The following is a 12,331-nucleotide window of genomic DNA, read 5'->3' on the forward strand; positions in this document are numbered from 1 at the left end:
AGTGCATGCGTGAACGATGTGTGGGTCGAGCTGGCGGCGCGGGGGGGTCAGGCCAGCACCGACCGCACCGCGTCCTGCAGTTCTTGCCCGCCTTGTGGGCGCACCAGGCGGGCCACTTCCTGGCCGTCTTTCAGAAACACCAGCGTGGGCCAGAGCTTCACACCGAACGTGCGGCCCAGGCGCTGGCCAGGGCCGTCTTCCACCTTGACGTGGGCAATGTCCGCGCGGTCCTTTAGGGCGGCTTCGATCAGCGGCTGGGCGCGCTGGCAGTGGCCGCACCAGGGCGTGCCGAACTCGACCACCGTGGCGCCGGGCAGGCGGTCCACATCGTCTCGGGATGGGGGTTGTGCAAGGTGTTGCGCGGAGTAGGGCATGGCGTGATTCGTGGTCTGTGAACAGAGCGAGAGGCAGGTTTCAGGTTACCTTGGTGGCCGGTGCCATGCACCGGCTGGCGGCGCATTGCCGTGTCAGATCACGCCCTCAAACACCATCACGTCCACCGCATCGCCCACCGCCACATTGCCTTGCCCGTGGTGCAGCACGATGAGCCCGTTGGCCTGCACCATGGAGCTGAGCACGCCCGAGCCCTGGTTGCCGGTGGTGCGCACCTGCAGCGTGCCGTCGGCGGCGGTGGTGACCAGGCCGCGCTGGTATTCGGTGCGGCCGGGTTTCTTGCGCATGGGCTCGGTGCTGATGGCGCGCAGCAGCGGGGGCGCCCCGCGGGTGCACCCCATCATGCGCAGCAGGGCGGGGCGCACAAAGGCCAGAAAGGTCACCATCACCGCCACCGGGTTGCCGGGCAGCCCGAACAGCACGGCGCCACCGGTCGGTGTGTTGATATCATTTTGATAGCTGTCAGCGCTTGATGCACTGGCGCCTGAGGGCGAAATGGCTTGATTTTCTGCGTTGTTGATGCGCCCCACGGCCATGGGGCGGCCCGGGCGCATGGCGATGCGCCAGAAGGCCACGTCGCCCAGCTTTTTCATCATGGTGCGGGTGTGGTCGGCCTCGCCCACGCTCACGCCGCCGCTGGTGATGATGGCGTCGGCCTGCTGCGCCGCCTGGCGGAAGGCGGCTTCGAGCAGCGCGGGCTCGTCGCGCACCACGCCCAGGTCGATCACCTCTACCCCCATGCGCGTGAGCAGGCCGAACACGGTGTAGCGGTTGCTGTCGTACACGGCGCCTTCTCGGGGGGCCTCGCCCAGGCTCAGGATCTCGTCGCCGGTGGAGAAGTACGCCACGCGCAGGCGGCGGACCACCGTGACGGTGGGCAGGCCGAGGCTGGCCACCAGGCCCAGGGCGGCAGGCGTCAGCAGCTCGCCACGGGCCAGGGCCACGCGGCCTTCCATGATGTCCTCGCCCTTGAAGCGGCGGTTGTCTCCGGCGCGCAGCACATCGGCGGCGATGGTGATGTGGCCGTCGGCAGTGGCGGTGGTGAACTCTTGCGGCACCACGGTGTCCAGCCCGGCGGGCATGATGGCGCCGGTCATGATCTTCACGCATTCGCCCGCAGCCACCGTGCCCGCCCAGGCCTTGCCCGCCAGGGCGGTGCCCACCACGCGCAACGTGAGCGGCTGCCCGGCCACCAGTTGCGCACCCGCAAAGGCGTAGCCGTCCATGGCCGAGTTGTCGTGGGGCGGCACGCTGACGGGCGAGATCACATCCTGCGCTAACACGCGGCCCAGCGCGCTGAACAGCGGCAGCACTTCGGTGGCGGTGACGGGCTCGACCAGCCGGTCCAGAAACTGGTTCACATCGGCAGCGCTCAGGGCCTGCGGGTCGTAGCCTTGCAGCTCGGCGGCTATCTGGGCAATGGTTTTCATGGGTGGGATTGGCTTGAATTCAGTGGGAGAGCAGCCGCAGCATGTGCAGCTTGTCGTAGCCCACGCCATCCACCACGATGGCGTGGGGCAGCAGGCCCCAGGCGCGGAACCCGGCCTGCTCGTACAGGCGCACCACGTGCTGGTTGGACGCGGTGACGGTGAGCACCAGCTGGGTCAGCCCTGGCACCCGGCTGGCGGCTTGTACGCAGGCCTCCACCAGCTGCCGGCCAATGCCCCGGCGCTGCGCAGCGGGCGACACCATCATGCCGACCACCACCGCGCAGTGGCGCTGCTTGGCGCGCTGCTCGCGCTCGCAGCCCAGGCAGCCGAGCAACTGGCCCGCCGTGTCAAAGGCGCCCAGAAAGAACTGGCCGGACTCCAGCGCGCCGAAACGCGCCACGTACTCGCTGGCATCGCGGCCTACCGAGGATTCGTAGTCCGAGGTGAACGCATCTGGCGCCGTGCGCAGGGCCTCGTCGCGCAGGGCCTTGTAGGCCACAGCATCGGCGGCGACCAGGGGTCGGATGTGTATCGCGTCAGCATCCGCTGGTTCCACTGGGTCCACTGCGTCCACGGGAGGGCGATGGTTCATGGGATCGGTGGGCTGCTCAGGCCTGGGGCGCGCTGCTGTTTTCGAGCGCGTGCAGCTCGGCCAGCGTGTTGGCGTTGAAGAAGGCCTGCGGGTCGTCGCCCGGCTGGTCGAACGGCACGATGGCGCAGCGGTGCTGGCCCGTCCACGCGTCGATCTTGCGGCCACCGGCCTGGGTGAAGGCGACCAGGCTTTCCAGCAGGTCCACGCGCAGCAGGCAGAACACCGGCTGCGGGCGCACGGTGATGTGGCCCTTGCCGTCGTCTTCGGGCGCTGCGGCCATGGCAATGTCGGCACCCTCGGCGTCTGCCGCAGCCGCCAGGCGCTGGGCCAGGTCCAGCGGAAACAGCGGCGTGTCGCAGGGCACCGTCAGCAGCCAGGGCGTTTCGCAGCGCTCCAGCCCGGTCAGAAAGCCCGCCAGGGGCCCTGCGTAGTCGCTCAGCACGTCAGGCCACACCGGCGTGCCAAACGCTTCGTAGGCCGCCAGATTGCGGTTGGCGTTGACCATCACGTTGCCCGTCTGCATCTGCAGCCGCATCAGCGTGTGCAGGGCCAATGGCAGCCCGCGAAAGTTCTGCAGGCCTTTGTCCACCCCGCCCATGCGGGAGCCTCGGCCCCCTGCGAGGACCAGGCCGGTGATGTCTTGCTGATTGATCAATTGAATTCCTGTGGGCAATGGGTCGTTTGCTAGATAGCCGGCGCTGTCCATAAGCACAACGCTTTTCTACAGAGCTGCTAGCCCCCGATGTAGCTCATCTCAACGCGGCGTGCGCCCTGGCCGGTGTCAGCGGGCAGGCTGCTGCGCAACTCGGAGTAGCGGTCGTTGCGCTGCTGCCAGATGGGGGCGATGGCCGAGGCAATCTCTGCATCGCTCGCGCCCCCGCGCAGCAGGCTGCGCAGGTCGTAGCCCTGGCTGGCAAACAGGCACAGGTAGAGCTTGCCTTCGGTGGACAGGCGTGCGCGGTTGCAGTCGTGGCAGAAGGCCTGGGTCACGCTGCTGATCACGCCGACCTCGCCCAGTGCGGGGTCGTGCCGGCCCTGGGCATCAGCATAGCCCCAGCGCTCGGCGGTTTCTCCGGGGCTGCTCGGGTCCAGCTGCACCAGCGGCAGTTCGGCGCGCAGGCGTTCGATGAGTTCGGCCGATGGCAGCACCTCGTCCATGCGCCAGCCGTTGGTGGCGCCCACGTCCATGTATTCGATGAAGCGCAGCGTGGTGCCGGTTCCGCGAAAGTGCCGCGCCATGGGCAATATCTCGTGGTCGTTGGTGCCGCGCTTGACCACCATGTTGACCTTGATGTGCGACAGGCCAGCCGCATGCGCGGCCTCGATGCCGGCCAGCACATCGGCCACCGGAAAGTCCACATCGTTCATGCGGCGAAAGATGGTGTCGTCCAGGCCGTCCAGGCTCACCGTCACGCGGTTCAGGCCCGCGTCCTTCAGGGCCTGGGCCTTGCGCGCGAGCAGCGATCCGTTGGTGGTGAGGGTGAGGTCGGGCGCCACGCCGTCCACGGTGCGCAGCTGGGCCAGTTGCGCCACCAGGTCTTCGAGGTTCTTGCGCAGCAGGGGTTCGCCGCCCGTCAGGCGGATCTTGCGCACGCCATGCGCCAGAAAGAGCCGCGCCAGCCGAGTGATCTCCTCAAAGCTCAGCAAAGCCCCGTGCGGCAGGTAGGGGTAGTCCTTGTCGAACACTTCCTTGGGCATGCAGTAGTTGCAGCGGAAGTTGCAGCGGTCCGTCACGCTGATGCGCAGGTCGCGCAGCGGGCGGCCCCGGGCATCGGTGAGCAGCCCTGTGGGGCTGACCAGCTGCGCTGGCACTTTGGCCGCCAGCGAGGCCAGGCGCTCATCGACTAGCGGAATCACGCGTTCAGACATGGGTGGGCTCGTTCAGCAGGACGGGAGGGCACATGCCCCGCATTTTCTCACTCCAGCCAGCGCACGTTCTGCAGGATCTCGTCAAAGAAGCTGCGCAGCGTCAAGGTGTTCATGCTGAACGGGTCGAAATCGGGGGTGCTGGAGTATTTGAGGAACAGCTGCCGGTTGGCGTCCAACGAGCCCAGAAGCCCCATGGACCAGCTGGTAAACCGGCGGTGCGGGATCTCGCCAAAATCCAGCACGGCCGTGTCCTTGTGGCGCGTGTCCTTGAGCAGGCGGTGGTACAGCGCGTTGACCGCAGCACGGTCGCCTTCGAGCTGCTGCAGGAAGATGCCGTTGTTCAGGCACAGCGCACCAGTGATGCCCGCGCGGGCATTGTTGCGCTGCGACGCGCCCAAGATGTCCTTGATGTCCGCAGGGCCGAGCACGCGGGAGGTGCGGCTGGCATAGGTCAGTTGTATCAACATGTTTGTCTCCTGAGCGGCGCAGTGTGTCAGGTTTGACGGGTGCCTGTAGGCCCTGCTGCGAATGACCTTGAAGGCGGATTTGTTGCTGCAGCGCAAACGATTGCGGCGGATGGCGGGGCGCTTTGATCTGGCGCAGGGCATGGAAATGCTGCGTCGCAACAATGCAGGCATCCGATTTCAAAGGGTTCCCATGCCAGTTCGCGAGGTATTGAACAGGTTCTCCGCCGACGCCATGCCCTGCCAGCGCCGCGTGGCGGTTCAGTGGGTGGCGGCAGGCATCCTGCTGCCCACCTGGGCGGGTGGGGCCGGTGGGGCCCAGGCACAGATGGGGTTGTCCGGCGCCATCAACTATGCGGGCTGGTTCCGTGCGTTGTCGCAACGCATGGCCAAGGCCTATTGCCAGCAGTACCTGCAGGTGCTGCCCGGCGCAGCGGTGGACGTGATGGGGCTGGCACGCAAGATGGCGCAGTCGGGCAGCAACGAGCTGGCCCGGGGCATGCAGACCGGGCGCTGGCCCGCCGATGTGGGGCGCCAGCTGGAAGACGTGCAAAAGCAGTTTGCGCTGCTCAACAAGCTGACTGCAGCGCCGGCCACCCAGACCGCCCTGGTCGTTGCGGCCTCCGAGCAGGCTGACCGCACGCTGCTGGTGGCCCAGGCTGTGACCGAGTCCATCGAGAAGATGGCGCAGGCGCCCAGCGCCCGCCTGGTCAACCTGGCGGGCCGCCAGCGCATGCTGTCGCAGCGCCTGGCCAAAAACTATTTCTTGAGTGCGGCCAAGGTGGAGTCGAAGGTGGTGCACGCGCAGCTGGCGGCCGATGCGGCCGACTTCCGGCAGGCGCTGCAGACGCTCAAGTCGGCACCCGTGTCCACGCCCGCCATCCGCAGCGAGGTGGAGCTGGCCGACTCGCAATGGCTGTTCTTCGACGCGGCCCTGCGCCGACCGGCCGATGACGCCGGGCTCAATGCGGTGGCAACGACCAGCGAGCGCCTGCTGGGTGTGATGGACAAGCTCACCGGCCTGTACGAGGCCGCCCTGCGCGAGGTGCTGGGCTGATCGGCTGCTCGCGGTTCGGCCCATCGGGTCACTGGCCGCTGCAGGCAGCGGGCTGCGTGAAGTCCGCCAAGCGGCAATCGCGCCCCACCAGCACCAGCCGCGTGTCCAGCGCGTCAAAAAATCCTGGCGGTGGGGGCATTTGCAATTGCTGCACACGCTTGTTGGCATCGATGCGCACGGCGGCCAGCTCATAGTCGCGTGCCAGGGCCATCCACAGCCCGTGCGCGCCGGCAGACTGGCGTGCGCCGGTCATGAGGCAGCGGCCCGAGTCCAGCCACCAGCGGTAGATGGCTGTGGCAATGCCCATGCGACGGTAGCCGTGCGCCACCTTGGTGTGGGGTGCGCGCAGGTGGCGGTCGGTGCGGCGGTCCACCTCCACCAGCCGGTTGAACACGGTGTAAGCCACGATGCGGTTGCGCAGTGGATCGATCGCGTACACAAAATATTCGCCATCGGCCTCGCGCAGGCGAAACACCAGCCCGTGCAGGTGCAGGGTCAGCGGTTGCATCGCATCGCGTGTGCGATGGTTGGTGCGGATGCGGTCGTACAGCGCATCGAACTCGCGCTGGATGTCGCGGCCCGACAGGTCCACGTCGATGCGCAGCTCGGTCAGCCACTGGGCCCAGCGGCCCCGCAGGCCTGGGCTGGACTGCGCTTTGGTGGCCGTGGCATGGCCTGGCAGGTGCAGGCAGAAGGTGTTGGCCGTCATGGCGTGCTCCCCGGGCCGCCTGCCCAGCAGCCGCTCAGCAGGCGCGCGGGGTGTTCGCGGGCGCTGACCTGGGCGCTGTGGGGCCAGTCGGGCAAGGGCACATCCAGGCCCGCATACACGCCATAGGCTTCGCCCGCGGCAATCGTGTCGCCCGCCCACAGGCTCTCTCCCGCGCGGATGGTGCCACCGGCGTGGATATGCCCACCGGCCCGCACCCCCCAGCCCACCTGCAGGTGGCCCTTGCAGTCCACATCGCCCATCACCCACAGGCCGCGGGCCGCCTGCAGGGCCGCGCCGGCATGCAGGTGGCCGCCCACCTTGAGGCCGCCGTCGCAGTCCAGGTCGCCTGCCACGCGTAGATCTTGGGCCACCCGGCAGTGGCCGCCGATCTGGACGGCGGCGCCGCAGTCCAGCTCTCCGCCCACGCGCAGGCTGCCCGTGCATTGCAGCCGCTGCGCCACGGTCAGCGACCAGCCCACGCGGGTGTCGCCCTGCAGCCGTGCGCTGCCCTCGCAGCGCACCGCGCCTGCCACGCGCAGGTCTTCGCCCACGCGCAGTGCACCGCCCACTCGCAGGCCGCCCAGCACGCTCAGGCTGCGGCCCGTGCGCAGCACACCCTCCACGTCCGCATGGCCCCGGCAGCGCACGCTGCCGGCAAACACCAGCGCGTCGGCCTCCAGGTGGTCCACCTCTAGCACGTCGTTGGTGGGGCCGAACTGGTCCAGCATCCAGCACGCGTCTTCCACCCGGCCCTCGCGCACCAGGTCGTCGAGCAACGCCTGGTAGTTGCTGGCGCCTTCCTGGCGGCGCAGGTACCAGCGGTAGCCGTCGGCGCAGGGCTGCTTGGCACGGATGAATTGCCGGGTGATGTCGGCGGCGGCTGCGTGGGCCACGGCCTGATCAACAGTACCGTCGCGCGCGAGCGCAGGGGCAGCAAGTGAGTGCGCGGGCGCGCACGGGGCGAGCGAAATCTCGCCCGAAGGAAACGGGGGCATGGACACTCCTGACGTCCGCGCCCCGGCCGTGGCCAAGGCGCAAGCTGGCGCTGGGCGTGGGGCCCGGCGACAGGAGGTGCGCGAAAAGAATGCGGAGGGGAGGGGGTGTCGCCGGGCTCAGGAATCTGCAGCGAGGGTGCAGAGAGCGCGGTCACCGGCCTGGAGCGTGGCCTGCGAGCGCGCGCCACGGCGCAGCGGCGCCGTAGCGCTGGCGGCTGTGGTGTGGTGCTGGCTCGCAAACATCGGCGGCACTATAGGCAGCAGGGCCAGCACGGTCAAATCAATCCGCACTGTCCTAGTGCGGATTGGGGCGCTCAAAAAAGGGGCGTAGTGGCTGCTTCAGGGCATGCCAGGACGCCTGTTGGCGTGCTTGCTTAAACGCAGCGCCCGCCGTCGACCTCAATGCACACGCCGCTGATGAACGATGCCTCTTCGCTCGCCAGGTACAGCGCCGCATTGGCCACATCGAGCGCGGTGGAGAAGCGGCCCAGCGGAATGGTGGCCAGGAACTTGGCGCGGCGCGCATCGTCCACCGGGCCGCCTGCAAACTCGGCAGCCAGGCCCGTGTCGGGGTTGAACACGGGGTTGATGCAGTTCACGCGGATGTTGTCCGGGCCCAGCTCGGCCGCCATGGACTTGCTGGTGATGATCACCGCGCCCTTGGAGCCGTTGTACCAGGTGAGGCCCGGGCGGGGGCGCAGCCCGGCGGTGGAGGCGATGTTGATGATGCTGCCGCCACCTGTCTGGCGCAATGCAGGCACGGCGTGGATGGCGCTCAGGTAGATGCTCTTCATGTTGATGGCATAGACCTTGTCGAACTCTTCCTCGCTCACTTCGAGCATGGGGCGGTTGCGGTGCGTCCAGCCCGCGTTGTTCACCACCACGTCCAGGCGGCCGTACAGGCGCACGGCTTCGTCGACCATGGCCTTCACTTCGGCGGACTTCGTCACGTCGGCCTTGAAGAAGGCGGCGGTGCCACCGGCGGCCGTGATCTCGGCCACCACGCGCTGGCCGCCCGCTTCGTTGATGTCAATGACGATGACCTTGCCGCCCTCGGCCGCCAGGCGCTTGGCAATGCCTTCGCCAATGCCGTTGCCGGCGCCGGTGACGATGATGGATTTGTTCTGCACACGCATGGGTGTCTCCGATGGGTTGGGGTGATATATCAAAATTGATAGCTACCAGCGCATATTCAACCAGCGCTAGCGCCCGATGGGGCTGAAATTTCAGTGGCCGAAGCTGCATCGGCCGCAGAGGCTGCCGGGGCGGGTGCCTTGGGCTGCCGGCCATAGAACTGGGGGAAAAACTCTTTCACGCCCTGGCCGTTGAAGTCCCACCCTGTGCACTGGCCCAAGTGGCGCGGCGGCTCGGCGGGATCGCTGGACGAAAACACCGCTGGCACTGACTGGAACGCTGCCGTGGCCAGATTGAACAGCAGCTCGCGCAGGTGCGTGCAGCTTTCCACGCCGCCCAGGTGCTTCTGAATGGCCTGGCGCCAGCCGCGCGCCATGCTGCAGCCCACCATGCGCTGCAGCGCGGCCTGGGCCTCGGTGCAGCCCTTGAGCGGGTGCGAATCCATGGACACATCCACCGCCTGCACCACCAGCTGGCGGTTCACGGTCACGCGCAGCCACATGTGGTGGATGGCCTCGCCTGCCAGGCGTTGCTTGGTGGGATCGCGAAAGGAGGTGGCGTCATAGGCCTTGCTGTCATGCAGCTCGCCTTCGATGTCCCACAGGCCATCGTCGCGTTCAAAGCCCTGGTAGTTCACCCGGCGGACATGTTTCAGGGTGCGGGGGGCGGGGGGACTCAGGGGCATGGGAAGAAAAATCGTCGTACAGAAGCAGCCGAGGTTAGCGGGGCCTGCCAGCACCGTCGCGCGCCAGCGGGACACCCTGCAATGCCTCTTCAACCGTACTTGATGGCAACGGTCTTCAAGGTGGTGAAGCCGTACAGCGCCTCAAAGCCCTTTTCGCGCCCGTAGCCGCTGGATTTGACGCCGCCAAACGGCAGCTCCACACCGCCGGCCGCGCCATAGTTGTTGATGAACACCTGGCCGCTGTGCACGCGCTTGGCCATGCGGAACTGGCGTGCGCCGTCGCGCGTCCAGATGCCCGCAACCAAGCCAAACTGCGTGGCGTTGGCCAGCTCCACCGCGTGGTCTTCGTCCTGGAAGGCCATGGCCGACAGCACGGGGCCGAAGACTTCTTCCTGCGCCAGGCGATGGCCCACGGGCACATCGCGCAGCAAGGTGGGAGCCTGGTAGTAGCCGGTCTCGGGGGCTTCGTCCACCACCACGCCCTGGGCCACCATGGGGATGCCAGCCACTTGCGCGTCGGAGAGGAAGTCCCACACGCGCTGCTGCTGCGTCTGGCGGATCAGCGGGCCCACGTCCAGGTCCATGGCGGCGGGGCCGACGCGCAGCTTTTCAAACGCCTTGCCCAGGCGCTCCAGCAGGGGTTCGTAAATCAGCGAGTCGATCAGCACGCGCGAGCCGGCCGAGCAGGTCTGCCCGGCGTTCTGCACGATGGCGTTGATGACCACAGGAATGGCGGCGTCCAGGTCGGCATCCGCAAAGATGATCTGCGGGCTTTTGCCACCCAGCTCCAGCGTGACGGGGCAGTGGCGCTCGGCAGCCACTTGCTGGATCAGCGTGCCGATCTTGGGGCTGCCGGTGAAGCTGATGTGGTCGATGCCGGGGTGGCGCGCCAGTGCGTCGCCCACCTCATGGCCGTAGCCGGTGACGATGTTGAGCGCCCCGGCGGGGAAGCCCACTTCGGCCGCCAGCTGCGCCACGCGGATCAGCGACAGGCACGCGTCTTCGGCGGGCTTGACCACGCACACATTGCCCGCCGCCAGCGCGCCGCCCACGCTGCGGCCAAAGATCTGCATCGGATAGTTCCAGGGGATCACATGGCCTGTGACGCCGTGGGGCTCGCGCCAGGTGAGCACGCTGTAGCCGTCAGGGTAGGGGATGGTCTCGCCGTGGAACTTGTCGCACGCACCGGCGTAGAACTCGAAGTAGCGCGCCAGCGCAATCGCGTCGGCGCGTGCCTGCTTGGTGGGCTTGCCGCAGTCGCGCTGCTCCAGCGCCGTCAGCTCGTCTGCATGCTCCAGGATCTTGGCCGAGAGCTTTTGCAGCAGGCGGCCGCGCTCCACCGGGGCCAACTTTTGCCACACCGCGTTGTAGCACTGGCGGGCTGCATGCACTGCCGCGTCGATGTCGTCGGCGTTGCTGCGCTGGATCTCGTCGAAGGGCTGGCCGTCGGACGGGTCGATCACGGGGATCGTGCGGCCCGAAGACGAGGGCACCGAGGCGTTGGCGATGTAGTTGAGTTGCATGGCCGCCATTTTGCCCGGAAATGGAATGTGTGCTTAGTATTTGTGCGAAAACCGGCCGATGCGCCAGTACATCATGCCTTGGTTGCTACTGATTTGATAGTAATCAAGCGCAAACGCCCCGCAGGCCGGCCAGGTCCAGAATCTCCACCTCGCCGCGCTGCACGCGCACCAGCTGGCGCGACTCCAGGTCTTTAAGGATCTGGTTGGTGGTCTGGCGCGAGATTGCCAGCATCAGCGACAGCTGCTCTTGCGAGATCTCTATCACCCGCCGCGACTGTCCTTCGGCCGTCCACTGCCCGTAGCCCTCGGCCATCATCACCAGGCGCCGCGCCAGGCGCTGCGGGGCGGGCAGCAGCGCCAGCTCTTCCATCGCCACAAAGGCCGAGCGCAGCTTGTCGGTCATCAGCAAGGCCAGCGCGTGCCAGTGCTGCGGGTGGGCCTGCAGCCAGTGCTGTAGCCGTTCGTGCGGGATGTGCACCAGGGTCGTGGGTTCGGTGGCCTGCGCATCGTGCGTGCGGGCCGAGTTGTCAAACACCGAGATCTCGCCAAACCATTGCGGCGGCTCCAGGCGGATCAGCAGCGCTGCACGCGCCTCATCGGCCCGCCCCCGGGTGCCCGAGATGCTGACCGCGCCGCGCACCACCGCATACAGGCCACAGGGCGCATCACCACGCCGGAACAGCACCTCGCCCGTCGCCAGATGGCGCAACTGCGCCATGGCAATCAGCGGCTGGGCAAAGTCGGGCGGCAGGTGGGCAAACCAGCGGCCTGTCTGGAGGACGGGTAAATAGGCAGAAGGGGTGGACATGGGATGCGAGTGAACGGGGCAGGAGGGCGGCGGGGGTTTTGTCGTCTGCACGACAGACGCTGGCGCAGCCCGAGAGCGAGTATTGATGCTGCGCAAAACACATGCTGGAGACACCCATGAAAACCCTGATCGACCACCTCTCCCAATACGCCGACTACCACCGCGACCCGCGCAACATCCACACCCATTTTGTGGGCGTGCCCATGATCATGTTCGCTGTCGTCATCCTGCTGTCGCGCCCCACCTGGATGGTGGGTGCACTGCCGCTAAGCCCGGCACTGCTGGCTGCGCTGGCGGCCAGCGTCTTCTACTTCCGCCTGGACATGCGTTTTGGCCTGGCCATGGCTGTGCTGCTGGCCGCCATGCTGGTGGGCGGGCAATGGGTGGCCGCACAGACCCTGGCCGTGTGGCTGGCCACGGGCATTGGCCTGTTTGCCGTGGGCTGGGTGATCCAGTTCGTGGGCCACTACTACGAAGGCCGCAAGCCCGCGTTTGTGGACGACCTGGTGGGCCTGATCGTCGGCCCGCTGTTTGTGGTGGCCGAGTGGGCGTTTGCGCTGGGCCTGCGCAAGGAAGTGCAGGCGGCGGTGGAAGAGCGCAGCGGCCCGGTGCGCCTGCGTACCGGGCAACAGGCTGCCGCCCATCCTCAGTAAGCGCTGCTCTCGCGCTCTG

At 67.5% G+C, this 12,331-nt stretch carries 14 protein-coding genes; 2 read left to right on the forward strand and 12 right to left on the reverse strand.

Going from position 1 to position 12,331, the window contains the following annotated elements; genetic code table 11:
• Positions 1–47 precede the first annotated feature (47 nt).
• The 6 genes from ACODSU_RS18805 to ACODSU_RS18830 form a co-directional block, all read right to left on the reverse strand.
• Positions 48–374: a thioredoxin family protein gene (locus ACODSU_RS18805; protein WP_488843890.1), complete on the reverse strand. Its 327-nt coding sequence runs from the start codon at positions 372–374 to the stop codon at positions 48–50.
• Between the two features lie 93 nt (positions 375–467).
• The gene (gene moeA, locus ACODSU_RS18810; RefSeq protein WP_488843892.1) at positions 468–1,823 is read right to left on the reverse strand and encodes a molybdopterin molybdotransferase MoeA; all 1,356 of its coding nucleotides are present in this window, start codon (positions 1,821–1,823) and stop codon (positions 468–470) included.
• Positions 1,824–1,842: 19 nt separating this feature from the next.
• Positions 1,843–2,415 (reverse strand): GNAT family N-acetyltransferase, encoded by a 573-nt coding sequence (locus ACODSU_RS18815; RefSeq protein ID WP_488843894.1) that lies wholly within the window; start codon positions 2,413–2,415, stop codon positions 1,843–1,845.
• A gap of 16 nt (positions 2,416–2,431) precedes the next feature.
• Positions 2,432–3,070 (reverse strand): molybdenum cofactor guanylyltransferase MobA, encoded by a 639-nt coding sequence (gene mobA, locus ACODSU_RS18820; protein WP_488843896.1) that lies wholly within the window; start codon positions 3,068–3,070, stop codon positions 2,432–2,434.
• A gap of 77 nt (positions 3,071–3,147) precedes the next feature.
• Positions 3,148–4,284 (reverse strand): GTP 3',8-cyclase MoaA, encoded by a 1,137-nt coding sequence (gene moaA, locus ACODSU_RS18825; protein WP_488843898.1) that lies wholly within the window; start codon positions 4,282–4,284, stop codon positions 3,148–3,150.
• Positions 4,285–4,331: 47 nt separating this feature from the next.
• Positions 4,332–4,751, reverse strand: a complete 420-nt coding sequence (locus ACODSU_RS18830) for a BLUF domain-containing protein (RefSeq protein WP_056067298.1) — start codon at positions 4,749–4,751, stop codon at positions 4,332–4,334.
• Between the two features lie 190 nt (positions 4,752–4,941).
• Between ACODSU_RS18830 and ACODSU_RS18835 the strand changes: the two genes are divergently transcribed.
• Positions 4,942–5,805, forward strand: a complete 864-nt coding sequence (locus ACODSU_RS18835) for a type IV pili methyl-accepting chemotaxis transducer N-terminal domain-containing protein (protein ID WP_488843901.1) — start codon at positions 4,942–4,944, stop codon at positions 5,803–5,805.
• A 28-nt stretch (positions 5,806–5,833) separates the two neighbouring features.
• Here the strand turns inward: ACODSU_RS18835 and ACODSU_RS18840 are convergent, their stop codons facing one another.
• The 6 genes from ACODSU_RS18840 to ACODSU_RS18865 form a co-directional block, all read right to left on the reverse strand.
• Positions 5,834–6,514, reverse strand: coding sequence for a hypothetical protein (locus tag ACODSU_RS18840; RefSeq protein ID WP_488843903.1), 681 nt, complete (start codon positions 6,512–6,514; stop codon positions 5,834–5,836).
• Positions 6,511–7,509: a bactofilin family protein gene (locus ACODSU_RS18845; RefSeq protein WP_488843905.1), complete on the reverse strand. Its 999-nt coding sequence runs from the start codon at positions 7,507–7,509 to the stop codon at positions 6,511–6,513. Before ACODSU_RS18845 ends, ACODSU_RS18840 begins: the two co-directional genes overlap by 4 nt.
• 374 nt (positions 7,510–7,883) lie before the next feature.
• Positions 7,884–8,645, reverse strand: a complete 762-nt coding sequence (locus ACODSU_RS18850) for an SDR family oxidoreductase (protein WP_488843907.1) — start codon at positions 8,643–8,645, stop codon at positions 7,884–7,886.
• A gap of 56 nt (positions 8,646–8,701) precedes the next feature.
• Entirely contained in the window at positions 8,702–9,328 is a 627-nt protein-coding gene (locus ACODSU_RS18855) for a DUF2889 domain-containing protein (protein WP_488843909.1), read from the reverse strand.
• Between the two features lie 89 nt (positions 9,329–9,417).
• Positions 9,418–10,851: an aldehyde dehydrogenase family protein gene (locus tag ACODSU_RS18860; protein WP_056638094.1), complete on the reverse strand. Its 1,434-nt coding sequence runs from the start codon at positions 10,849–10,851 to the stop codon at positions 9,418–9,420.
• 103 nt (positions 10,852–10,954) lie between these two features.
• Positions 10,955–11,659, reverse strand: coding sequence for a Crp/Fnr family transcriptional regulator (locus ACODSU_RS18865; RefSeq protein ID WP_488843911.1), 705 nt, complete (start codon positions 11,657–11,659; stop codon positions 10,955–10,957).
• Between the two features lie 116 nt (positions 11,660–11,775).
• Here ACODSU_RS18865 and ACODSU_RS18870 point away from each other — a divergent pair, with 116 nt between their 5' ends.
• Positions 11,776–12,312, forward strand: a complete 537-nt coding sequence (locus ACODSU_RS18870; RefSeq protein WP_488843913.1) for an Mpo1 family 2-hydroxy fatty acid dioxygenase — start codon at positions 11,776–11,778, stop codon at positions 12,310–12,312.
• Positions 12,313–12,331: the final 19 nt, after the last annotated feature.

Source organism: Acidovorax sp. FG48 (assembly GCF_057809085.1).

What these genes read in the sequence shown, in the direction of transcription:
- ACODSU_RS18815 (WP_488843894.1), bottom strand. Translation starts at nt 2,415, where the DNA reads ATGAACCATCGCCCTCCCGTGGACGCAGTGGACCCAGTGGAACCAGCG.
- ACODSU_RS18845 (WP_488843905.1), bottom strand. Translation starts at nt 7,509, where the DNA reads ATGCCCCCGTTTCCTTCGGGCGAGATTTCGCTCGCCCCGTGCGCGCCC.
- ACODSU_RS18830 (WP_056067298.1), bottom strand. Translation starts at nt 4,751, where the DNA reads ATGTTGATACAACTGACCTATGCCAGCCGCACCTCCCGCGTGCTCGGC.
- ACODSU_RS18850 (WP_488843907.1), bottom strand. Translation starts at nt 8,645, where the DNA reads ATGCGTGTGCAGAACAAATCCATCATCGTCACCGGCGCCGGCAACGGC.
- ACODSU_RS18840 (WP_488843903.1), bottom strand. Translation starts at nt 6,514, where the DNA reads ATGACGGCCAACACCTTCTGCCTGCACCTGCCAGGCCATGCCACGGCC.
- moaA (WP_488843898.1), bottom strand. Translation starts at nt 4,284, where the DNA reads ATGTCTGAACGCGTGATTCCGCTAGTCGATGAGCGCCTGGCCTCGCTG.
- ACODSU_RS18870 (WP_488843913.1), top strand. Translation starts at nt 11,776, where the DNA reads ATGAAAACCCTGATCGACCACCTCTCCCAATACGCCGACTACCACCGC.
- ACODSU_RS18865 (WP_488843911.1), bottom strand. Translation starts at nt 11,659, where the DNA reads ATGTCCACCCCTTCTGCCTATTTACCCGTCCTCCAGACAGGCCGCTGG.
- ACODSU_RS18835 (WP_488843901.1), top strand. Translation starts at nt 4,942, where the DNA reads ATGCCAGTTCGCGAGGTATTGAACAGGTTCTCCGCCGACGCCATGCCC.
- ACODSU_RS18805 (WP_488843890.1), bottom strand. Translation starts at nt 374, where the DNA reads ATGCCCTACTCCGCGCAACACCTTGCACAACCCCCATCCCGAGACGAT.
- ACODSU_RS18860 (WP_056638094.1), bottom strand. Translation starts at nt 10,851, where the DNA reads ATGCAACTCAACTACATCGCCAACGCCTCGGTGCCCTCGTCTTCGGGC.
- ACODSU_RS18855 (WP_488843909.1), bottom strand. Translation starts at nt 9,328, where the DNA reads ATGCCCCTGAGTCCCCCCGCCCCCCGCACCCTGAAACATGTCCGCCGG.
- moeA (WP_488843892.1), bottom strand. Translation starts at nt 1,823, where the DNA reads ATGAAAACCATTGCCCAGATAGCCGCCGAGCTGCAAGGCTACGACCCG.